Here is a 22,403-nt window from a genome sequence, read left to right as displayed (position 1 = left end):
TAGGTTTCCTCTTGTCGCTCGTCTTGTTTGTTACAGCGCGTCGGCGCCCGTCTCCCCGGTCCGAATCCGGATCACCTGCTCGATCGGCGTGACGAAGATCTTCCCGTCGCCGATCTTGCCGGTGCGCGCCGCGCGCTCGATCGCCTCGACGGCCTGGTCGACCAGATCGTCGGACACGGCCGCCTCGATCTTCATCTTCGGCAGAAAATCGACCACGTATTCGGCGCCGCGATACAGCTCGGTGTGCCCCTTCTGGCGCCCGAACCCCTTGACCTCGGTCACCGTGATGCCCGAGACGCCGAGGGCCGACAGCGCCTCGCGCGTCTCATCGAGCTTGAACGGCTTGATGATTGCGGTAATGAGTTTCATGAAGTCCTCTCGCTGGTTTCCCGTCGAATGATTTGGATGCTTGGCGCGTTCTCCTCAGCAACTCGCATGCCATGTGCACGCGAACGCCGTCGCAGGCGGTTTCAAACGAGGGTCGTATCGGACGGCGAAAGGTGCGCAAAGCCCGGCCGAACGGCCAACATCGGCCGGCTTTGCTGGCGCCGTGAAAGGATCGTTGCTAGAGTGCAGGCACGTTCCGGCTCGCCGGAGCTTTCACCCATGCGGGCGCCATGCCCGGAATCCGCGCCACCGGCGCACCAATTCCGGTCATGCGTGCATCATGGGCACGTACGCAACTGAAGATGCACATTTTTTGTGCAAGGAAGGGGAATCACATGAAGCAACCCAGCGACGTTTTCAACGATCTGCAGTCGCGCGTCAGCGACCTGCTGAAAAACTCGCCGGCCAAGGACGTCGAGCGCAACGTGAAGGCCATGCTGTCGCAAGGCTTCTCGAAGCTCGATCTCGTCACGCGCGAAGAATTCGACACGCAGGCCCAGGTGCTCGCCCGCACCCGCGTGCGTCTCGAGGAGCTCGAAAAGCGCGTCGCGGAACTCGAGCAGAAGCTCGCCGCGTCCCAGGCCTGACACCCCACCCCGACCGACAGGTCCGGGCGCGGGCCGCACGCTGCGGCTCGCGCCCGCCGCCCCGAAGCCGTCGCGTCGTTCGTCGCAGTCCGTCGTTCCGTCTTCACCGCTTTTATATCGTTGTTCCCCGCGCCACGCCGGCAAGCGCGCTCCGATCGTTCCGTTTCCCGCGGCATGCGGCCCCGTACGGCCGTCGCCCGACCGTTTACAGGAGCCTCGCCATGTCGCTCGCCGTGGTGCGCAGCCGTGCGCCGGCGGCCGGCCGTGCGCCGGACGTCACCGTCGAAGTCCATCTCGCCAACGGGTTGCCGTCGTTCTCGATCGTCGGCCTGCCCGATCTCGAAGTCCGTGAAAGCCGCGAGCGCGTGCGCGCCGCGCTGCAGAACTGCGGATTCGAATTCCCCGTCCGACGCATCACCGTCAATCTCGCGCCGGCCGACCTGCCGAAAGAGTCGGGCCGCTTCGATCTGCCGATCGCGCTCGGCATCCTCGCGGCCAACGGGCAGATTCCCGTCGATGCGCTGGCGGGCCGCGAATTCGCCGGCGAGCTGTCGCTGACCGGCGCGCTGCGGCCGATGCGCGGCGCATTCGCGATGGCGTGCGGCCTCGCGCGCGACGCGCAGTCAGGCAGCGCGGACGGCGACATCGCTCACGACACGCAGGCCGGCGGCGGCGCCGCGCCGCGCGCAGCGTACGCAGCGGCCGGTGCATCGCGCACGCCGGAGCTGTACCTGCCGCTTGCCAGTGCGGCCGAGGCGGCGCTCGTGCCCGGCGTGACCGTGTTCGGCGCGCCGGACCTGCCGGCGCTCTGCGCGCACCTTGCCGGTGCGCCGGACAGCCGGCTGTCGCCCGTCGATGCGCCGTGCCTCGATGGCCTGCCGGCACCCGCGGCGCCCGATCTCGCGGACGTCGTCGGTCAGCGCGCCGCGCGGCGCGCGCTCGAAGTCGCGGCCGCGGGCGGGCACCACATGCTGATGGTCGGCCCGCCGGGCGCCGGCAAGTCGATGCTGGCCGCGCGGCTGCCGGGGCTGCTGCCGCCGCTCACCGACGACGAGGCGCTGACCTCGGCCGCGCTGCTGTCGGCGAGCCGCATCGGCTTCTCGCCCGCGCAATGGCGCCGCCGGCCGTTTCGGTCGCCGCACCATTCGTCGAGCGCCGCCGCGCTGGTCGGCGGACGCAATCCGCCGCAGCCGGGCGAAATCACGCTCGCGCACCTCGGTGTGCTGTTTCTCGACGAACTGCCCGAATTCGATCGCCACGTGCTCGAAATGCTGCGCGAGCCGCTCGAAGCGGGCCGCATCACGATTTCGCGCGCCGCGCAGCAGGCGGACTTCCCGGCCGCATGCCAGCTGATCGCCGCGATGAATCCGTGCCCGTGCGGCTGGCTCGGCGATCCGTCCGGCCGCTGCCGCTGCTCGCCGGACGTCGCCGCACGCTATCTGCGCAAGCTGTCCGGGCCGCTGCTCGACCGGATCGACATCCAGATCGACCTGCCGGCGCTCTCGCCGGCCGAACTCGCCGCACGCGCGTCGACGCCGGGCGAGCCGAGCGCCGCGGTGGCCGCGCGCGTCGCGCAGGCGCGCGCGCTGCAACTCGCGCGGCAGGGCAAGACGAACCACATGCTGAGCGGGCGCGAAACCGACGACCTGTGCCGGCCGACGGACGAAGGCGAGCGGCTGTTGCGCGAGGCCGGCGAGCGCTTCGGATGGTCGGCGCGCGCCTACTACCGCGTGCTGAAGGTCGCACGCACGATCGCCGATCTGGCCGGCGAGCCGCTGCCGACCGCCTCCCACATCGCGGAAGCGATCCGCTATCGGCGCGCGCTCGCCGCCCTCTGAGGACAAAATCCGCGTGTCAAGACTTGACTTATGCACAATTCCACGCATCCAGCCCCGATCGAGGCTGCGTGCGCAGGCGCGCGACGTCGGATTCGTATGTCATTGTTTTTATTGAATTTTCCGAAAACGCCGGCGTGCACCAAAATCGGCCGGAAGGCCGTCCGGCGCGGCTGAGCGGGCAATCGGGCGAACTTTTCAACAAAGTTATCCACATCCGCTGTGGATAGCCGAAAAAGCCCCGCAAAATCCGGCAATTAGCGTAGAAAGCTGCGAATGAACTTTCAGTTGGCGAGGGCAGTCTGAAGCGCCCTCGCCGGCTGCGTCAGTCGAGCTTGAACGACCCGAAAAACTGGTCGAGCTGCTCCTGCTGCAGCGGGCGGTCGGCGATCACGACGGCCTGATATGCATGGCGCCCGCGCGCGACGAGCCGCGCGACGATCGTCTTGCGCGCCGTGTCGTCGCCGCCGGCCGCCGTGCCCGCGACGCGCAGCTCGAGGCCGTTCACCGCGCCGCCGGCCGCAAGCGGCACCGGCACCGCGGCAGTCTGCGGCGCGCCGGCCAGATTGCGCGACAGGCCGGCGCGCAGGAACTCGAGCGCCGCGCGGCGCGTAGCGTCGCGGTCGTCCGGCAACGTCAGCGTGCCGACCGCGAAGACCGCACCGTCGACGTGCGCGGCCTGCATCCGCATCGGCATCGGCGTGCCGCCCACGGCCACCGCGTGCTCGTCGACGGTCGGCTTCGCAGGCAGATCGATCGTGTAGCCCGCATCGTTGTGCAGCGTGCGCCAGTCGTACGACGGCGAACAGGCGGCCAGCGCGGCGCTGGCGCACAGCAGCGCGGCGAAGTGTCGCAGCGGGCGAAAAAGGTGACGAAACGAGTCGGCAAGAGGCTTCGGCATCGCGGACGTTGGCACGGTAAAACCGCCATTATCCGTCCAACGGCAAGGTCGGGATGCGCGGCGGCCGGCGATGCATGCCCCGCATTCGCGCTAAAATGAGCGCCGAATTTCGACGTCCCGCACCGCCGGGTGCGACCGACCGACTCCGAGAGCCCGCAGATGAATACCACGCCTTCCGCGCCGCGCCGCCGCGCCGGCCCCGCCCGCTACATCGTCGCCGCCGTCGTCGTCGCGGCGATCGCCGTCGCGGGCTTTTTCGCGTTCAACGGCAAGTCGAGCGTGCCGGATGCGACGTTCACGCTGCTCTCCGGCCAGAAGATTTCGACGGCCGGCGACCTGAAGGGCAAGGTCTATCTGGTCAACTTCTGGGCGACGAGCTGCGCGACGTGCATGCAGGAAATGCCGCAGATGGTCGAGACCTATAACCGCTTCAAGGGACAGGGGCTCGAATTCGTCGCGGTCGCGATGAACTACGATCCGCCGATGTACGTCGCGAACTACGCGCAGACGCGCCAGCTGCCGTTCAAGGTCGCGCTCGACGACGGCAGCGTCGCCAAGCAGTTCGGCAACGTGCAGCTCACGCCGACCACGTTCGTCGTCGACAAGGACGGCAAGATCCTGAAGCGCTACGTCGGCGCGCCGCAATTCGCGGAGCTCGACGCGCTGCTGAAGAAGGCGCTCGACGGCAACGCGGCATAAGCGCCGCCGCCCGACGCGGCACCCTCGCCGCGCGCCGCGCCGCACACGGATCGCATCGCCGGCACAGCCGGTTCCGCGGTCCGTTTTCATTTCAGCGCTCCGATTCGCCTTTCGCGGACAGCCCGTAGCGCTTCATCTTCTCGTACAGCGTCGCCTTGCCGACGTGCAGCCGGTCGGCAGTCGCCGCGACGGCGCCGCCCGTCTGGTTCAGCGCCTCGGCGATCACCGCACGCTCGAATTGCTCGACGCGCTCCTTCAGCGTCTGCTCGCTCGCCGCATCGCCGGCCACGTCGGCCTCGGCCGGCATCTCCGCGACGCCCAGCACGAAGCGGTCGGCCGCGTTGCGCAGCTCGCGCACGTTGCCGGGCCAGTCGCGCTGCATCAGGCTCGCGCGCTGCCGGTCGCTCAGCACCGGCGCGGGCCGGCCGTAGCGCACGGCCGCATCGAGCATGAAGTGCTCGAACAGCGGCACGATGTCCTCGCGGCGCTCGGCGAGCGGCGGCAGCGCGATCGTCACGACGTTCAGCCGATACAGCAGGTCGCGGCGGAACGTGCCGGCCGCGACAAGCTCGCTCATGTCGCCCTTCGCCGCCGCGACGACGCGGCAGTTCACGCGGATCGGCTGGTTCGAGCCGAGCCGCTCGAGCACGCCGTCCTGCAGCACGCGCAGCAGCTTCACCTGCAGCGCGAGCGGCATGCTTTCGATTTCGTCGAGAAACAACGTGCCGCCGGACGCGTATTCGAGCTTGCCGATGCGGCGCTTCGCGGCGCCGGTGAACGCGCCGGGCTCGTAGCCGAACATCTCGGACTCGAACATCGGCTCGGGCAGCGCGCCGCAGTTCACCGCGATGAACGGCTTGTCGCGGCGCGGCGACAGCTCGTGCAGGCTGCGTGCGATCAGCTCCTTGCCGGCGCCCGTGTCGCCGTTGATCAGCACCGACGCGTCGGTCGGCGCGATGTTGGCGATCAGCTTGCGCACCTGCTCGATCGCCGGACTGCGGCCGATGATGCGCGGCGCGACGACGTTCTGGCCGGCCAGCTCGCGCCGCAGCGCGTGATTCTCGAGCACGAGCTCGCGCCGCTCGAGCGCGCGCCGCACGGTCTCGATCAGCCGCTCGGCCGCGAACGGCTTCTCGATGAAGTCGTATGCGCCGTCGCGCATCGCCTGCACGGCCATCGAGATGTCGCCGTGACCGGTGACGAGAATCACCGGCACGTCGGGCACGCGCGCGCGGCATTGCGCGAGCAGGTCGAGCCCACTCGCGCCGGGCAGCCGGATGTCGCTGACGATCACGCCGGCGTTGTCGGCGACGATCGCCTTGTCGGCCGCCTCGGCCGATTCGAAGCCGGCGACGTCGAAGCCCGCGAGTTGCAGGCTCTGCACGCTCGCCCGGCGAACGAGCGCGTCGTCTTCGATGTAGATCACTTGCAGCCGGTTGGCCATCGTACTCACTCACTCCTCGCGCAGCACGCGCCGTCGCGCGCACGGCGTCGTTGATGCCGCCGGGCGCCGGCCGTGCGCGTCGCGCGTGCGCTCACTGCAGGCCGGCCGGCTCGGACACGGAGTCCGGATGATGCGTGTGCGCGCGCCGCAGCGTCAAGACGAACAGCGCGCCGCCCGAGGGCGCATTGCGCGCGGTCAGCGAGCCGCCCGCGTCGCTCGCGATCGACGACGAGATCGCGAGGCCGAGGCCGAGGCCGCTGCCCATCTCCTTCGTCGTGAAAAACGGCTCGAACAGGCGCGGCAGCAGCTCGGGCGGGATGCCGGGGCCGTTGTCGCGCACCTCGATCGCGACGGTCGCACTCGACACCGCGACCGTTACTTCGATCGCCGGCGCCGCGACCGCGGCGACCGCATCGAGCGCGTTGCCGAGCAGGTTGATCAGCACCTGCTCGAGGCGCAGGTCCTCGCAGCGCGCGACGAGTTCCGGATGGTCGTGCGCGATGTCGAGCGGCGCGTCGCGCGCGGGCGAGACCGTCGCGTCCTGCAGCGTGAGCGTCAGCGCGACGCCGCGCAGCCGTTCGCCAAGCAGGGCGAGCACGCCGCGCAGTGCGCGCACGACGAGCGCGCGCTCGTTGCGCGGACGCGCGCGCCCGACGAACAGCTTCAGCTGGTTTGTGATCTTGCCCATGCGCTCGGTCAGCGCGGCGATCGCCTCGAGGTTCTCGCGCGCCGCCGCCTGTTCGCCGCGGTCGAGCAGCACACGTGTGTTGTCGGAGAAGCTGCGCAGCGCGGCGAGCGGCTGGTTCAGCTCGTGCGTGATGCCGGCCGCCATCTGACCGAGCGCCGCGAGCTTGCTCGCCTGGATCAGTTCGTCGTGCGCGGCGCGCAGCTCCTGCTCCGCGCGGATCCGGTCGCCGACTTCCTTCTGCAGCTGCTCGTTCGCCTCCGACAGGTCGGCCGTGCGTTCCTCGACGCGCCGGTTCAGTTCCGCGTACGCCTGCTGCAGCAGCGCGCGGCTGCGGATCATCTCGCGCACGCGCGCGCGGCGCATGCGCCAGTAGAACGCGAGCAGCGCGACCGACACGAAGCCGAAGCCCGTCACGATCGTCGCGTTGCGCGCGTCCGCGTCGACAGGCGCGATCGGCGCGAGCGTGACGAGCTGCCAGTCGGGCTCGCCGATGCGGCGCCGCGTCGCGAGAAAGCGCGGCGCACGGCGGCCCGAACCGACGCGCACGATCTCCGCATCGCCGCCGAGCACCTGCTCGACGCGCATCGGCAACGGCGTGACGGGCTGCTGCGCGTACTGGCGCGTCTCGAAGATCGACGCGGCGACGGGCTCCGTCAGCGGCTTCAGCGTGTGGTATTTCCAGGCAGGCACCGACGACAGGAACACGACGCCGTGCTCGTCCGCGACGACGAGCGGCTCGGACGCGTCGGCGCCCTGAAACCATTCGAGATTGAGCTTCACGACGACGACGCCCGCGATCCCGCCGTCGCGCCAGACAGGCTGCGAGATGTAGTAGCCGGGGTCGCGCGAGATCGTGCCGATGCCGAAGAAGCGGCCGACCCGGCCGTGCATCGCGTCGATGAAATACGGACGGAAGCGGTATTCGATTCCGACGAAGCTGTCGGGCGCGCGCCAGTTGCTCGCGGCGACGCAGAGGCCGTCCGTGCCGATCACGTAGGTGACGGTCGCATGCGCGTGTTCGTTGAGGTCTTCGAGGTAGCGGTTCGTGCGCGCGACGTAATCGGCGCGCTTCGGTGCGGCGAGCAGCTCCTGCACGTACGGATGGCTGCCGAGCAGATACGGCAGCGATTCGTAGCGATCGAGCGTGCTCTTCAGTGCGTTGGTCGTGCGGTCGACGCGCACGGCCGCGTTGCGCTGCAGCTCGGCGATGCCGCGCCGCCACGTGACGGTCCACGTCAGCGCGCAGGCTGCCGCGAGCATCGCGGCGAGCACGGCGAGGACGAGCAGGCGGCGCTTCACGGTCGAGACTTCCTGGCGATGCGGATCGCCTATTGTGTCATACGCGTCCCGATCGCGATCGCCGCCGCGCGGCGCGGCGCGCGCGGACGGCGCGGCCGCCTGCCCGTTCATCGCATCAGACGCCGGCCGTCTCGGTCGCCGCGACTTCGCCGCCGCCCTTCAGCGCCTGGCGCAGCTTCGCACGATCGAGTTCCTTTTCCCATGCCGACACGACGACGGTCGCGACGCCGTTGCCGACGATGTTCGTCAGCGCGCGGCATTCGCTCATGAAGCGGTCGATGCCGAGGATCAGCACCATGCCCGACAGCGGGATCGTCGGCACGACGGCAAGCGTCGCGGCGAGCGTGATGAAGCCCGCGCCGGTGACGCCGCTCGCACCCTTCGAGGTCAGCATCGCGACCGCAAGCAGCGTGAGCTGCTGCATCCAGGTCAGCTCGATGTTGGTGGCCTGCGCGATGAACAGCACGGCCATCGTCATGTAGATGTTGGTGCCGTCGAGGTTGAACGAATAGCCGGTCGGCACGACGAGGCCGACGACCGAGCGCGAGCAGCCGGCCTTCTCGAGCTTCTCCATCAGCTGCGGCAGCGCGGCTTCCGACGAGCTCGTGCCGAGCACGATCAGCAGCTCTTCCTTGATGTAGGACACGAAGCGGATGATCGAGAAGCCGGTGAAGCGCGCGATCGCGCCGAGCACGACGAGCACGAACACGACCGAGGTCAGGTAGAACGTGCCGATCAGCTTCAGCAGCGGCACCAGCGAGCCGACGCCGTACTTGCCGATCGTAAACGCCATCGCGCCGAACGCGCCGATCGGCGCGAGCTTCGTGACGATGTGCACGATGCCGAACAGCACGCGCGTGAGGCCGTCGATGAAGTCCGTGACGACCTTGCCGCGCTCGCCGAGGTGCGCGAGCACGCTGCCGAACAGCAGCGCGATCAGCAGGATCTGCAGGATCTCGCCCTGCGCGAACGCGTCGACCATCGTGTTCGGGATGATGTGCATCAGGAAGTCGACCGTCGACTGGCCGTGCGCCTTCGCCGCGTACGACGCGACGGCCTTGCCGTCGAGCGTCGCCGGATCGATGTTGAAGCCGACGCCCGGACGCAGGATGTGCGTCGCCGCGAGACCGAGCACCAGCGCGAACGTCGACACGATCTCGAAGTACAGCAGCGCCTTGCCGCCGACGCGGCCGACCTTCTTCATGTCCTCCATGCCGGCGATGCCGGTGACGACCGTACAGAAGATGATCGGACCGATCACCATCTTGATCAGCTTGATGAACCCGTCGCCGAGCGGTTTCATCTCGGTGGCGAGCGACGGATAGTAGTGACCGAGGATCACGCCGACGACGATGGCGAAGATCACCTGCACATAAAGCACTTTGTAGAAGGGTTTCTTCTTCACGATGGTTCCTGCTGAAGTAGATGAGCCGGGGGACACGGCGTCACGCGCGCGGCAAGGGACGAGGACGGAGGGCAATGCCCGCCGCGGCACGCGCCCGCGCGGCTGCCATGCCGCAACAAGCGATGCCTCAGGACATCCGGAGGGGGAGGAAGGCGTCGGTCATCGATTGTCTCCTTGGTTTAATCGTCGGGCCCGGGGAAGGCCGTGCGTTTTTTATTGCAAGGTCGATGCCAGGCTTTCGCAAGCCTGCAAGCCGTTGTTTTCGTTGAGTTTCCCGCTCCGCGCGCGGCGCGCGGAATCCGGGATTCCGGAAATCCGGAAAGCATCCGTCCGGCGATCCGGACGGATGCGGCGATTCATCGGACGAATCAATGGCGCACGGCCGGGCCCGCCAGCACGCCCGTCTGCGCGTAGAACTCCTGCTGCGTGAACGCCTCGCGCTCGCGCCGCGCACGCTCGCTGCGATCCGCGAGCGAGCCGACGACGATCGCCACGAACGCGAGCGGCACCGACACGAGCGCCGGGTTGTCGAGGAACACCGGCGCGTGCGCATGGTGCAGCACGTCGACCCACACCGACTTCGACAGCACGGTCAGCACGACGGCCGACACGAGGCCGAGGCCGCCGCCGAGCACCGCGCCGCGCGTCGTCATTCCGCGCCAGAAGATCGACATCGCGAGCACCGGGAAATTCGCGCTCGCCGCGACCGCCGCGACGAGCCCGACCATGAACGCGACGTTGACATGCTCGAACAGAATCGACAGCCCGATCGCGAGCGCCGACAGCACGATCGTCGCCGCGCGCGAGATGCGCATCTCGAGCCGCTCGTCGGGCTTGCCGCGCGCCCACATCTGCGCGTACAGGTCGTGCGAGATCGTCGTCGCGCCGGCGAGCGTGAGCCCCGCGACGACGGCGAGGATCGTCGCGAACGTGACGGCCGCGATGAAGCCGTAGAAGACGTTGCCGCCCACCGCCTGCGCAAGCTTCACCGCCACCATGTTGGAGCCGCCGAGCAGGTCGTGCGTGAGGTTGAACGTGCCGTTCGCGGCGACGCGGAAGAACTCGGGATGCTGCGCGAGCAGCACGATCGCCGAGAAACCGATCACAAAGGTCAGCAGGTAGAAATAGCCGATGAAGCCGGTCGCGTACAGCACCGACTTGCGCGCCTCTTTCGCGTTCGGCACCGTGAAGAAGCGCATCAGGATATGCGGGAAGCCGGCCGTGCCGAACATCAGCGCGATGCCGAGCGAGAGCGCGTTGGCCGGATCGCGGATCAGCTTGCCGGGCCCCATGATCGAGAGCGCGCCCGGATGCACGGCCACGGCGCGGCGGAACATCTCGTCGACGCTGAAGCCGAATTCGGCAAGCGCGAGCCACGCGAGCAGCGACGCGCCGGCCAGCAGCAGCACGGCCTTGATGACCTGCACCCAGGTCGTCGCGGTCATTCCGCCGAAGAACACGTAGACGACCATCAGCACGCCGACGATCAGCTCCGCGCTGCCGTACGACAGCCCGAACAGCAGCTGGATCAGCTTGCCCGCACCGACCATCTGCACGACCAGATACAGCACGACGATCGTCAGCGCGTTCGCCGACGTCAGCAGCCGGATCGGGCGCTGCGCGAAGCGGTACGCGACGACGTCGACGAACGTGAACTTGCCGAGATTGCGCAGCGGCTCGGCGATCAGGAACATCACGAACGGCCAGCCGACGAGAAAGCCGATCGAGTAGATGAGCCCGTCGAAGCCGAACATGAACACCATGCCGGACAACCCGAGGAACGAGGCGGCCGACATGTAGTCGCCCGCGATCGCGAGGCCGTTCTGCAGCCCCGTGATGCCGCCGCCGGCCGTGTAGAAGTCGCGTGTCGAGCGTGTGCGGCGCGCGGCCCAGCGCGTGAGCGCGAGCGTCGCGAACACGAACGCGAAGAACATCGCGATCGCGACCGGGTTCAGCTCGACCTTGTCCGGCATCGGGCCGGCGACCGATACCGCATGCGCGGCAGACGAAACGAAGACGGACAGCGCGCCGAGCGCGATCGATGAGCGTCGCATCGCAGCCTCCCTCACGAACGGCCGAGCAGCGCGTCGACGCGGCGGTCGAACGCGCGGTTCGCACGCAGCACGTAGCACGCGGTCAGCGCGACGGCGATCGCGATGATCGCGACGCCGGCGGCAATGCCGACCGTCGTCGTCGCGCCGCGGTACAGCGGCGCGGCGAGCACTTGCGGCGCGAGCGCGACGAGCAGGATGAAACCGTAGTAGGTGGCGATCATCAGCGCCGTCAGCGCGAAGCTGAAGCGGCGCCGCGCGCGCACGAGCTGCTGATAGTCACGGCGCGCCGTGACCGATTCGATGACGGAAAGCTCCATGGTGTCTCCTGTGCGTCGTCTCGCGACGCTGTCTTGTCGATGACCGGCGCGTGAACCGAGCCGCCCGCGCCGCGGCGGCATGATCGGTTACACGACGCGGTCCGCGCGCAACCGCGCGACGTCGTCGGCGGACAGCCCGAGCCAGCTGCCGAGCACCGCATCGGTATCGGCGCCGAGCACCGGCGGCGCACCGCGCACCGGCAATCGCGCGCCGTCGAAGCGGTACGGCGGCGCGAGCACGTGCACGCCGCCCGCGACCGGATGCGGCTGCCGCGTGACGAGCCCCGCGCGCGTCGCACGCTCGGACGTGAGCGCCTCGTGCAGCCCGAGCACCTCTCCGCAGGGGATCCCGGCGTCGGCGAGCGCGGTGAGCAGCGCCGCGCGCGGCCGGCGTGCCAGCTCGCGGCGCAGTTCCGGCAGCAGGTCCGCGCGATTCTCCGAGCGGCCGAGATTGGTGCGATAGCGCGGATCGGCCGCGAGATCGGGCCGTTCGAGCACGTCGCAAAAGCGCGCGAACTGCGTGTTGTTGCCGACCGTGATCACGAGCGGGCCGTCGGCCGCATCGAACACGCCGTACGGCACGATCGACGGATGCGCGTTGCCGTAACGCGGCGGGTCCTTCTCCATCAGCAGCGCGTCGAGCCCGTAGTACGCCGTGATCATCAGCCCGCAGTCGAACAGCGCCATCTCGATGCGCCGGCCGCGCCCGGTCGCGTGACGCTCGTACAGCGCGGCAAGAATCGCCTGCGCCGAATACATGCCGGTGAACAGGTCGACTGCCGCGACGCCGAACTTCAGCGGCGGCTGGCCCGCTTCGCCGTTCAGCGCCATCAGCCCCGCCTCGCCCTGCACGACCAGGTCGTAGCCGGGGCGAGCGGCTTCCGGCCCCGAGCGGTCGTAGCCCGAAATCGCGCAATGCACGAGACGCGGATTGCGTTCGGCGAGCGTGTCATAGCCGAGCCCGAGCTTTTCCGCGCCGCCGAGCTTGAAGTTGTGAATCAGCACGTCGGCCTGCGCGGCGAGGTCCTGCGCGATCCGCTGCCCCGCTTCCGTCTGCAGGTCGATGCAGAGCGAGCGCTTGCTGCGGTTCACGCTGTTGAAGTACGTGGTTTCGGTGTCGCCGATCCGGATGCCCCAGTCGCGCGTATCGTCGCCGCGCGCGGGATGCTCGACCTTCACGACTTCCGCGCCGAAATCGGCGAGCACCATCGCGCACCACGGGCCCGCGAGCACGCGCGACACGTCGAGCACCTTGACGCCGGCGAGCGGCAGCGCACGCGGTTCGTTCGTCATGTTCGTCTCCTCCATTTGCGATCGCGCGTTATCGTTTCGACAGCGCGATATAGCGCGCGAGATGATGATCCTCGTCGCCGAGCTGGTGATCGATCATCACGAGCCGCTTCGCGTAGTGCGACAGCGGCAGCTCCCACGTCATCCCGATTCCGCCGTGCAGCTGGATGCTCTCCTCCGCGACGAGCGTGCCGATCCGGCCGATCGTGTATTTCGCGGCGGCGAGCGCGCGCTCCCGCAGGTCGCGCGGCGCGTCGAGCTGCGCGGCCGCGTTGATCACGGCCGAGCGCGCCTGCTCGACTTCGAGCAGCAGGTCCGCCATCCGGTGCTGCAGCGCCTGGAAGCTGCCGATCGGCATGCCGAACTGCTTGCGCGTGCGCAGATACTCGAGCGTGTGCGCCTTCGCGACGTCCATCGCGCCGAGCGCTTCCGCGGACAGCGCGAGCAGCCCGTACCCGAGCACGCGCTCGAGCAGCGCCGCGCCCTGCTCGCCGTCGTGCTCGCCAAGTGCCGCATCGGCCGGCAATACGACGCGCTCGAAGCGCACCTCGGCCGCGCGGCCGCCGTCGATCTTGCGATAGTCGCGCAGCGACACGCCCGCCGCGTTTGCCGGCACGACGAACAGGCCGATGCCGGCCGCGTCGTCGTCGCGGCCCGCGACGCGCGCGCTGACGACGAAGAACGCCGCCTGCGCGGCCTGGTCGACGACGCCCTTTGCACCCGTCAATACCCAGCCGTCGCTCGTGCGCTCGGCGCGCGTGCGCACCGTCGTCAGTTCGTAGTGCGAGCCCGGCTCGTCGTGCGCGAACGCGGCGCTCGCGCTGCCGTCGATCAGCGCGGCCAGCATCGTGCGATGCGCGTCGCCGCCCGCGAGCGACAGTGCGCGCCCCGCGAGCAGCGTGCCGAGAAACGGCTCGACGACAAGCCCGCGTCCGAGGCATTCGAATACCACCGCGATATCGAAGCCCGCGCCGCCGAACCCGCCGTCGGCTTCGGGAAACAGCGCGCCGACCGCACCGAGTTCGGCAAAGCGCCGCCACATCGTGCGGTCGAAACCGTCGGCCGACTGCGCGATGCGGTCGCGCACCGCGAACGGATACTGCTCGGCGATGAAGCGGTTCAACGTGTCCGCCAGCATCCGGCGGTCTTCTGTGTGCTGGAAATCCATCGTCGCGTTCCCTCGTTACAGCCCGAGCATCATCTTCGCGATGATGTTCTTCTGGATCTCGTTCGAGCCGCCGAAGATCGACAGCTTGCGGTTGTTGAAGTACTGCTGCGCGGCGCGCGCGGCACCGTCCGGGCCGATCGGCTCGGCGCCGTCGCCGGCGTCCGCGTCGAGCGCGTCGTCGACGAACGGCTGCGCGTACGGCCCCATCGCGCGGCGCATCAGCGACGTGATTTCCTGGCGGATCTGCGTGCCGCGGATCTTCAGCATCGAGCTTTCCGCGCCCGGCGCGCCGCCGCCGGCGACCGCGGCCAGCACGCGCAGATTCGTCGTGCGCATGTTCTCGAGCTCGATCTCGACGCGCGCGATGCGCGCCGCGAAGAACGGATCGTCGGCGAGCGGCCGGCCGTTCTTCTCGACTTTCGCGGCAACCGCGCGCAGCCGGTCGAGCGCGGCCGTCGAAAAGCCGACGCCCGCGATGTTGGTGCGCTCGTAGGTGAGCAGGTATTTCGCGTAGGTCCAGCCGTGGTTCTCCTCGCCGACGAGGTTCTCGACCGGCACGCGCACGTCGGTGAAGAACACCTCGTTCACTTCGTGCTCGCCGTCGAGCGTGATGATCGGCCGCACCTCGACGCCCGGCGTGTTCATGTCGATCAGCAGGAAGCTGATGCCTTCCTGCTTGCGCACGTCGGTCGCCGTACGCACGAGGCAGAAGATCATGTTCGCGTAGTGGCCGAGCGTGGTCCACGTCTTCTGCCCGTTCACGACGTAGTGATCGCCGACGCGAACGGCGCTCGTCTTCACCGACGCGAGATCCGATCCCGCGCCGGGCTCCGAATAGCCCTGGCACCACCAGTCGGTACCGTCGAGGATGCGCGGCAACCAGTGGCGCTTCTGCGCTTCGCTGCCGTACTTGATCAGCACGGGCCCGAGCATGTTGACGCCGAACGGCACGATGCGCGGCGCGCCGGCCAGCGCGCATTCGTTGTCGAACAGGAACTTCTGCGCGACGCTCCAGCCGGGGCCGCCGTATTCGCGCGGCCAGTGGCTCGCGAGCCAGCCGCGCGCGTTCAGGATCGCGTGCCATTCCTGCAGGTCGTCGCGCGTCAGCGGCAGGCCGTGCTTCACCTTGTGCGCGGTGCGCTCGGGCAGCGCGGTTCGCAGGAAGCGCTGCACGTCCGCGCGAAACGCTTCCTCTTCAGGCGTGAAATTGAGGTCCATCGTGAATCCGTGTCCAATCCAAGGGGTGTGCGCGTCCGGGTACGGACGCGTGCGAAAGCATTCAGTCGATGCGGTTCAGGCTCGCGAAATTGGCGCCGCGCTCGACGAGCTCGACGAGCAGCGGCGACGGCTTCCAGAACAGCGGATCTTCTTCGGCGAACGCGCGGATGTCGGCGAGCACGTTCGCGAGACCCACCGTGTCCGCGTAGTGCATCGGGCCGCCGCGATAGCGCGGAAAGCCGTAGCCGTGCAGGAATACCGCGTCGACGTCGAGCGGCCGCAGCGCGATCTTCTCGTGCACGACGTTCGCGCCTTCGTTGATCATCGCGGCGAGATAGCGGCGCAGAATCTCGTCGTCGGTGAACGCGCGCGGCACGATGCCCTTCTTCGCGCGCTCCTGCTCGACGATCGCTTCGACTTCCGGGTCCGGCGTGCCGACGCGTGCGCCGTCCGGATACAGGTAGTAGCCTCGGCCGGTCTTCTGGCCGAACCAGCCGCGCTCGCAGAGCCGGTCTGAAATCTCGACGTAGCGTGCGCGCGGGTCGCGCGTCGCCGCGCGGCGCTTGCGCGTCGCCCAGCCGATGTCGCCGCCGGCCAGGTCGACGACCTGGAACGGCCCCATCGGAAAGCCGAATTCGCGCACCGCGCGATCGATCTGGTACGGCGACGCGCCGTCTTCCATCAGGTAGTCGGCCGCCGTCCGATACACGGCGAGAATCCGGTTGCCGATGAAGCCGTCGCAGACGCCCGCGCGCACCGGCATCTTCTTCAGCTGGCGCGCGAGCGCGAACGCGGTCGCGACGACGTCCGCGCTCGCGCGGGCCGGCACGACGATTTCGAGCAGCTTCATCACGTTGGCCGGCGAGAAGAAATGCAGGCCGATCACGTCGGCGGGGCGATCGATGCTGGCCGCGAGCGCGTCGATGTCGAGATACGACGTGTTGGTCGCGAGCACCGCGCCCGGCTTGCACACGCGTGCGAGTTCCGCGAACACGGCCTGCTTCACGGCCATGTCCTCGAACACGGCTTCGATCACGACGTCGACCTGCGCAAGCGCGTCGTACGACGTGCTGCCCTTCAGCCGCGCGATGCGTGCGGCCTGCGCGGCGGGCGTCATCCGCCCTTTCGCGACGAGCGCGTCGTAGACCTTCTCGACATGCGCGCGGCCGCGTGCGAGCGCGGCTTCGTCGCGCTCGATCATCGTGACCGGCAGCCCGGCGTCGAGCGCCGCGATCGCGATCCCCGCCCCCATCGTACCGCCGCCGACCACGCCGATCCGCTCGATCGGCCGCGCGGTGCCGCGGCGCGCCTCCGGCACCTTCGCGGCTTCGCGTTCGGCGAAGAACGCGTGTACGAGGCCCGCGCGCTGCGGGCTGTCGATGCATTGCAGGAACAGGCTGCGCTCGAGTTTCATTCCCGCGTCGAACGGCTGCGCCAGCGCGGCTTCGACCGCGTCGACGATCTTCGCCGGCGAGAACAGCCCGCGCGACTTCTTCGGCAGCTCGGCACGAGCGGCGTCGATCGCGGCCTGCGCGGCCGCGCGATCCGCCAGCGCCTGCGCGTCGCGCGTACGCCGGGCCGGCGCGCCGAGCGACACCAGCTCCTGCGCGTAGGCAAGCCCTTCGGCAAGCGTGTCGTCGCTGTGCGCGAGGCGATCGACGAGGCCGAGCGCGAGCGCTTCCTCAGCGCTCGCGTGGCGGCCTGTCAGCATCAGGTCGAGCGCCGCCTTCGCGCCGATCAGCCGCGGCGTGCGCTGCGTGCCGCCGGCGCCCGGCAGCAGCCCGAGCGTGACTTCGGGCAGCCCGAGCTTCGCGCCGGGCACCGCGAGCCGGTAATGCGCGGCGAGCGCGACTTCGAGGCCGCCGCCGAGCGTCGCGCCGTGCAGCGCGACGACGACGGGCTTCGCGCTCGACTCGATGCGTGCGCACACGTCGGGCAGCGACGGCGGCACCGGCGGCTTGCCGAATTCGCGGATGTCCGCGCCGGCGATGAAGTTGCGGCCGGCGCCGACGATCAGCACGGCGCGGATCGCGTCGTCGGCCTGCGCGGCGTCGAGCGCGTCCGCGAGGCCGCGGCGCACGTCGGCCGACAGCGCGTTGACGGGCGGATGATCGATCGTGACGACGAGCACCTTGTCGCGCCGTTCGCGCGTGACGGTGCCGTTGGACGGGGCGGAAAAAGCGGGCGAGTTCATCGTGTCTCCTTGAGGCGGCGGCCGGCGTCGCGGCGGCCGGCGCGCGGCCGGGCCGGGACGCCCGCTCCGATCCCGCGCATCACGCGATGGCGGGACAGATCCGGCGGCATGCCGGGGGCATGACTCGATTCTCGATTGATCGAGATTCATTGACAATTCCAGCGAGCTTTTACAAGCTGTCAAGTCCGACTTGACATTGAACGTTTGCCGGCCCGTGTGCGAGCCGGTACGGAGACGCCCGGATGGACCTGAACGCGCTGACGCTGCTCGTCGAGATCCTCGACGCCGGCAATCTGAGCAAGGCCGCGCAGCGGCTGAAGATGAGCCGCGCGAACGTCAGCTATCGGCTGAACCAGCTCGAGCGCTCGATCGGTCAGCAGCTCGTACGGCGCACGACGCGACGCATCGAGCCGACCGAGATCGGGCTGAAGCTGTACGAGCACGGCCGGCGCATCCGCAACGAACTGCTCGCCGCGCAGGAATCGGTGACGACGCTCGGGCAGGACCTGCAGGGCCGCGTGCGGTTGTCGGTACCGAGCGGCTACGGGCAGATGGTGATGGCCGACTGGCTGCTCGCGTTCAAGCGGCTGCATCCGGGCATCGTGCTCGACGTCGTGTTCGAGAACCGCGTCGAGGATCTGATGCGCGACGAGATCGACATCGCGGTGCGCGTGATGCCCGAGCCGCCGCCGAATCTCGTCGCGCGCGACATGGGCGCGGTGCGCTACGTCGCCTGCGCGTCGGCCGCGTTCGCGGCCGAGCACGGGATGCCGGCGAGCCTCGACGCGTTGTCGGCCGGCCCGGTCGTCACCGCGACGGTGATGGGCCGGCAGTTACGGATCGCCGCGTATCTCGGCGACGAACGTCACGAGGTGCTGCTCGAGCCGACGCTGGTATCGGAGAACTTCCTGTTCCTGCGGCAGGCGATCCTCGCCGGCATCGGCGTCGGCATCGTGCCCGACTACGTCGTGCAGGACGACATGCGGCGCGGCGCCATCGTCACGTCGCTCGACGCATATCGGCTCAGCATCTTCGGCACGCACATGTACATGCTCTACATGCCGAACCGTCATCACACGCGCGCGACCTCGACCTTCATAGAGTTCATCCTCGAACAGGCCGGAAAGACCGGCCGGCGCGGGCCCGACGCGCTGCGTCAGGGTTCCTGACGGATGACAATCGGCGCGCCGCGCGGCGACAATAGCGCGCCCGCCGCCTCCTTCGACTTCATTGCTGCAGAGGGTTCCATGTTCGACCGGCTTCGTCCGTCTTCGCGTCCGTGGACGCTGATCGCCGCCATCGCGCTCGTCGCGTTCAATGCCGCCTGCACGTCGCCCGCCGCGCCGCCCGCCGCGGTCGTGCCCGTTGAGGCCTCCGGCGCCGCCGCGCCGCTGCCCGGCATGCATGCGCCCGAACTCGCGACCGGCTGGACCGACAAGCCGGGCTGGACCGCGCAGCGCTACATGATCGCGGCCGCGAATCCGCTCGCGACGCAGGCCGGCTACGAGATGCTGAAGGCCGGCGGCACTGCGGTCGATGCGGCGATCGCGACGCAGATGGTGCTCGCGCTCGTCGAGCCGCAGTCGTCCGGCATCGGCGGCGGCGCGTTCATGCTGTACTTCGACGGCAAGACGACGCAGGCGTACGACGGCCGCGAAACGGCGCCGGCCGCCGCGACCGACCGCCTGTTCTACGGCCCGACCGGCCAGCCGATGAGTTTCTACGAAGGCGTCGTCGGCGGGCGCTCGGTCGGCACGCCCGGTGTGCTGCGCATGCTCGAGGCCGCGCATCGCGCGAACGGCAAGCTGCCGTGGCGGCGGCTGTTCCAGCCGGCGATCCGGCTCGCCGAGCATGGCTTCACGATCAGCCCGCGGCTCGCGACGCTGATCGCGAACGATCGCTATCTCGCGAACGATCCGGCCGCGCGCGCGTACTTCTACAACAAGGACGGCACGCCGAAGGCGGCCGGCACCGTGCTGAAGAACCCGGCGCTCGCGGTCGTGCTGCGGCAGGTCGCCGATCGCGGCGCGAACGCGTTCTATACCGGCGCGATCGCGCGCGACATCGTCGCGAAGGTGCGCAAGCACCCGACCAATCCCGGGCTGCTGTCGATGCAGGATCTCGCGCGCTACAAGGCGAAGGTGCGCGCGCCGCTGTGCGCCGACTACCGGCGCTCGATCGTCTGCGGGATGCCGCCGCCGTCGTCGGGCGGCCTCGCGATCGCGCAGATGCTCGGCATCCTCGAGGCGATGCCCGACTGGCAGCAGATCGGCGCGCAGAAGCCGGTGCGCAACGAGGTCGGCTACGAGCCGACGCCGTTCGCCGCGCACGTGTTCAGCGAAGCCGGGCGGCTCGCGTATGCGGATCGCGCGCGCTATGTCGCCGATCCCGACTTCGTGCCGCTGCCGGGCGGCAACTGGGCGAGTCTGATCGACAAGTCCTATCTCGCCCAGCGCGCGCAGTTGATCGGCGACAACAGCATGGGCGTCGCGCAGGCCGGCACGCCGCAGGGCGCGACGCTCGCGATGGCCGACGACCGCAGCCCGGAACTGCCGTCGACGTCCGACATCGCGATCGTCGACCGCTACGGTCACGCGCTATCGATGACGACGAGCATCGAAGATGCATTCGGCTCGCGGCTGATGGTGCGCGGCTTCCTGCTCAACAACCAGCTCACCGACTTCTCGTTCGTGTCGACCGAGAACGGCCGGCCGGTTGCGAATCGCGTGCAGCCCGGCAAGCGGCCGCGCTCGGCGATGTCGCCCGAACTCGTGTTCGACAAGAAGACGAAGCAGGTGACGCTGATCGTCGGCTCGGCCGGCGGCCCCGCGATCATCAATCACGTCGCGAAGGCGCTGGTCGGCGTGCTCGACTGGGGGATGACGATGCAGCAGGCGATCGCACTGCCGAATTTCGGCTCGATGAACGGGCCGACGCAGCTCGAACGCGGTCGCGTGTCGGACGCGCTCGTCGAAGGGCTCAAAGGCCGCGGGCACGACGTGCAGATCGTCCAGATGAACTCGGGGCTGCAGGGCATTCAGCGGCTCAACGTGCAGGGGCAAACGGTGTGGTTCGGCGGCGCCGATCCGCGGCGGGAAGGCGTTGCGATGGGCGAGTGAGCGGCCGCGCAGCGGCGACGCTTACGCCCGCCCCTTCCACGGCACCACGCGCCGCTCGATCCAGCGCATCGCGAGATCGAACAGCCACGCGATCGCGCCGATGATCAGGATGCCCATCACGACGATGTCGGTGCGCAGAAAGCTCGACGCGTTCAACACCATCTGCCCGAGCCCGGCCGTCGCCGCGACCATCTCGGCCGCGACGAGCGTCGTCCAGCCGAAGCCGATCGCGATCCGCAGCCCCGTGAGAATCTCCGGCAGCGCGGCCGGCAGCACGACGTGGCGCACGATCTGCGCGAAACTACCGCCGAGCGAATACGCCGCATTGATCTGCTCGACGGTCGCCGCGCGCACGCCGGCGCGCGCCGCCATCGCGATCGGCGCGAAGCAGGCGAGGAAGATCACGACGAGCTTCGCGGTCTCGTCGATGCCGAACCAGATCACGACGAGCGGCAGATACGCGAGCGGCGGCAGCGGCCGGTAGAACTCGAGCAGCGGATCGAGCACGCCGCGCGCGATGCGGCTCACGCCCATCAGGATGCCGACCGGTACGCCGATCGCGGTCGCGAGCAAGAACGCCCCGAATACGCGCGCGGCGCTCCATAGCAGATGCTCCGACAGCGGCAGCCCGCCCTGGATGCGACCGTGCCATGCGTCGACGAGCGCAGTCCACACGGCTTCGGGCGCAGGCAGGAACAACGGCGGCAGCCACTGCCGATGCGTTGCGACCCACCAGAGCACGGCGAGCGCCGCGACGGTCGCCGCGCTGAGTACAGCCGTGTTGCCGTGCCCCGGCAGCCGGTAGCGGTGCGATGTGCGCGCCGGACGACGTGATGCCTCGTGGCGTTGCGCCGCGCCGTCATCCTGCTTGAAGTGCGCGGCCGTTCGATCGGCCGCCCACGAATCCTGTGTGCTCATGCTGTCCTGCCTGTGCAAAGTGCTGATCCGGCGACGCCCGACAGACACGCCGTGCCGTGCGAGCTCGCCCATCACGCGACCTCGCCGAGCGTTTCGTCGCGATGCAGATAGGCGATCAGGCGCTCACGCCATGCGATGAATTCCGGCGACGACTTCACCGCGCGCGCATCGCGCGATTCGACATAGCGGCGCGCGAACGGCAGCTCGAAGGTTTCCGCGATCCGGCCGGGACCGGGCGTCATCACGACGAGGCGCGTCGCGAGGAACAGCGCCTCCTCGACGTCGTGCGTGATGAAGAACACCGTCTTGCCGGTGCGCGCCCACACGTCGAGCACGAGCGCCTGCATCGTGCCGCGCGTCAGTGCATCGAGCGCGCCCATCGGCTCGTCCATCAGCAGCACGCGCGGATCGCTCGCGAGCGCACGCGCGATGCCGACGCGCTGCTGCATCCCGCCCGACAGTTCGTAGACACGCGCATGCGCGTGGTGCTCGAGCCCGACGAGCGCGAGCATGTCGCGCGCACGTGCCTCGCGCTCGGTCTTCGACACGCGCGCGAAGCGCAGCCCGAGCGCAACGTTGCCGAGCACGTCGAGCCACGGCAGCAGCGCGTATTTCTGGAACACGACGCCGCGATCGGCGCCGGGCCCCTCGATCGGCACGCCGTCGACGCACACCTCGCCCGTCGTCGGCGCGACGAAACCGGCCATGCAGTTCAGCAGCGTCGTCTTTCCGCAACCGGACGCCCCGAGCGCGACGACGAATTCGCCGGATTCGATGCGCAGGTCGACGTGCGCGAGCGCCTGCGTCGATGCGCGCCCGCGCTCGCCCGGATAGGCGACCGACAGCTGACGGACTTCGAGTGTGCTCATGATGTCGACGG

Annotated in this window: 18 protein-coding genes; 5 read left to right on the top strand and 13 right to left on the bottom strand. The window is 69.2% G+C overall.

Translation table 11 applies throughout. The features are described from left to right. Positions 1–30: 30 nt before the first annotated feature. Positions 31–369 (bottom strand): P-II family nitrogen regulator, encoded by a 339-nt coding sequence (locus BCR55_RS09255; protein ID WP_006398175.1) that lies wholly within the window; start codon positions 367–369, stop codon positions 31–33. 353 nt (positions 370–722) lie between these two features. Between BCR55_RS09255 and BCR55_RS09250 the strand changes: the two genes are divergently transcribed. Next, entirely contained in the window at positions 723–974 is a 252-nt protein-coding gene (locus BCR55_RS09250) for an accessory factor UbiK family protein (RefSeq protein ID WP_006398174.1), read from the top strand. A gap of 221 nt (positions 975–1,195) precedes the next feature. Beyond that, the gene (locus BCR55_RS09245; protein WP_053296798.1) at positions 1,196–2,812 is read left to right on the top strand and encodes a YifB family Mg chelatase-like AAA ATPase; all 1,617 of its coding nucleotides are present in this window, start codon (positions 1,196–1,198) and stop codon (positions 2,810–2,812) included. Positions 2,813–3,134: 322 nt separating this feature from the next. On the opposite strand, the gene BCR55_RS09240 is transcribed toward BCR55_RS09245, so the two are convergent. After that, entirely contained in the window at positions 3,135–3,710 is a 576-nt protein-coding gene (locus BCR55_RS09240) for a hypothetical protein (protein WP_045594276.1), read from the bottom strand. Between the two features lie 159 nt (positions 3,711–3,869). Here BCR55_RS09240 and BCR55_RS09235 point away from each other — a divergent pair, with 159 nt between their 5' ends. Beyond that, complete coding sequence (locus BCR55_RS09235; protein WP_006407049.1) at positions 3,870–4,409, top strand: TlpA disulfide reductase family protein; 540 nt, start codon at positions 3,870–3,872, stop codon at positions 4,407–4,409. 91 nt (positions 4,410–4,500) lie between these two features. Here BCR55_RS09235 and BCR55_RS09230 read toward each other — a convergent pair whose 3' ends face one another. The 9 genes from BCR55_RS09230 to BCR55_RS09190 form a co-directional block, all read right to left on the bottom strand. Beyond that, positions 4,501–5,853 (bottom strand): sigma-54 dependent transcriptional regulator, encoded by a 1,353-nt coding sequence (locus BCR55_RS09230; protein WP_006407050.1) that lies wholly within the window; start codon positions 5,851–5,853, stop codon positions 4,501–4,503. 91 nt (positions 5,854–5,944) lie between these two features. Beyond that, the gene (locus tag BCR55_RS09225; RefSeq protein ID WP_006411078.1) at positions 5,945–7,951 is read right to left on the bottom strand and encodes an ATP-binding protein; all 2,007 of its coding nucleotides are present in this window, start codon (positions 7,949–7,951) and stop codon (positions 5,945–5,947) included. A 4-nt stretch (positions 7,952–7,955) separates the two neighbouring features. Beyond that, positions 7,956–9,245 carry a dicarboxylate/amino acid:cation symporter gene (locus BCR55_RS09220; RefSeq protein WP_006398167.1) on the bottom strand — a complete coding sequence of 430 codons (1,290 nt, stop codon included), beginning with the start codon at positions 9,243–9,245 and terminating at the stop codon, positions 7,956–7,958. Positions 9,246–9,613: 368 nt separating this feature from the next. Further along, positions 9,614–11,299: a cation/acetate symporter ActP gene (actP, locus tag BCR55_RS09215; RefSeq protein WP_053296796.1), complete on the bottom strand. Its 1,686-nt coding sequence runs from the start codon at positions 11,297–11,299 to the stop codon at positions 9,614–9,616. Positions 11,300–11,310: 11 nt separating this feature from the next. Then, complete coding sequence (locus BCR55_RS09210) at positions 11,311–11,616, bottom strand: DUF485 domain-containing protein (RefSeq protein ID WP_006398164.1); 306 nt, start codon at positions 11,614–11,616, stop codon at positions 11,311–11,313. An 87-nt stretch (positions 11,617–11,703) separates the two neighbouring features. Beyond that, positions 11,704–12,909, bottom strand: a complete 1,206-nt coding sequence (locus BCR55_RS09205) for a CaiB/BaiF CoA-transferase family protein (RefSeq protein WP_053296801.1) — start codon at positions 12,907–12,909, stop codon at positions 11,704–11,706. Between the two features lie 28 nt (positions 12,910–12,937). Further along, positions 12,938–14,074 (bottom strand): acyl-CoA dehydrogenase family protein, encoded by a 1,137-nt coding sequence (locus BCR55_RS09200; protein WP_006407055.1) that lies wholly within the window; start codon positions 14,072–14,074, stop codon positions 12,938–12,940. Between the two features lie 15 nt (positions 14,075–14,089). Beyond that, on the bottom strand, positions 14,090–15,292 hold the full coding sequence (locus BCR55_RS09195; RefSeq protein ID WP_065494489.1) for an acyl-CoA dehydrogenase family protein: 1,203 nt from the start codon (positions 15,290–15,292) through the stop codon (positions 14,090–14,092). 61 nt (positions 15,293–15,353) lie between these two features. Then, on the bottom strand, positions 15,354–17,486 hold the full coding sequence (locus BCR55_RS09190) for a 3-hydroxyacyl-CoA dehydrogenase NAD-binding domain-containing protein (RefSeq protein WP_006411006.1): 2,133 nt from the start codon (positions 17,484–17,486) through the stop codon (positions 15,354–15,356). 242 nt (positions 17,487–17,728) lie between these two features. Between BCR55_RS09190 and BCR55_RS09185 the strand changes: the two genes are divergently transcribed. Together BCR55_RS09185 and ggt are read left to right on the top strand one after the other, a co-directional pair. Then, entirely contained in the window at positions 17,729–18,655 is a 927-nt protein-coding gene (locus BCR55_RS09185) for a LysR family transcriptional regulator (RefSeq protein ID WP_006407059.1), read from the top strand. A 78-nt stretch (positions 18,656–18,733) separates the two neighbouring features. Further along, complete coding sequence (ggt, locus tag BCR55_RS09180) at positions 18,734–20,605, top strand: gamma-glutamyltransferase (protein WP_006411005.1); 1,872 nt, start codon at positions 18,734–18,736, stop codon at positions 20,603–20,605. A gap of 21 nt (positions 20,606–20,626) precedes the next feature. Here ggt and BCR55_RS09175 read toward each other — a convergent pair whose 3' ends face one another. Both BCR55_RS09175 and BCR55_RS09170 read right to left on the bottom strand, forming a co-directional pair. Further along, positions 20,627–21,595: an ABC transporter permease subunit gene (locus BCR55_RS09175; RefSeq protein WP_065494488.1), complete on the bottom strand. Its 969-nt coding sequence runs from the start codon at positions 21,593–21,595 to the stop codon at positions 20,627–20,629. Then, positions 21,595–22,392: a taurine ABC transporter ATP-binding protein gene (locus BCR55_RS09170; RefSeq protein ID WP_065494487.1), complete on the bottom strand. Its 798-nt coding sequence runs from the start codon at positions 22,390–22,392 to the stop codon at positions 21,595–21,597. Before BCR55_RS09170 ends, BCR55_RS09175 begins: the two co-directional genes overlap by 1 nt. Between the last annotated feature and the right edge of the window lie 11 nt (positions 22,393–22,403).

This window comes from Burkholderia sp. CCA53, from assembly GCF_001685525.1.
GTDB lineage: Bacteria > Pseudomonadota > Gammaproteobacteria > Burkholderiales > Burkholderiaceae > Burkholderia > Burkholderia multivorans.
Note: the sequence above shows the minus strand (reverse complement) of the source record. Positions and strands in the feature narration are given on the sequence as shown.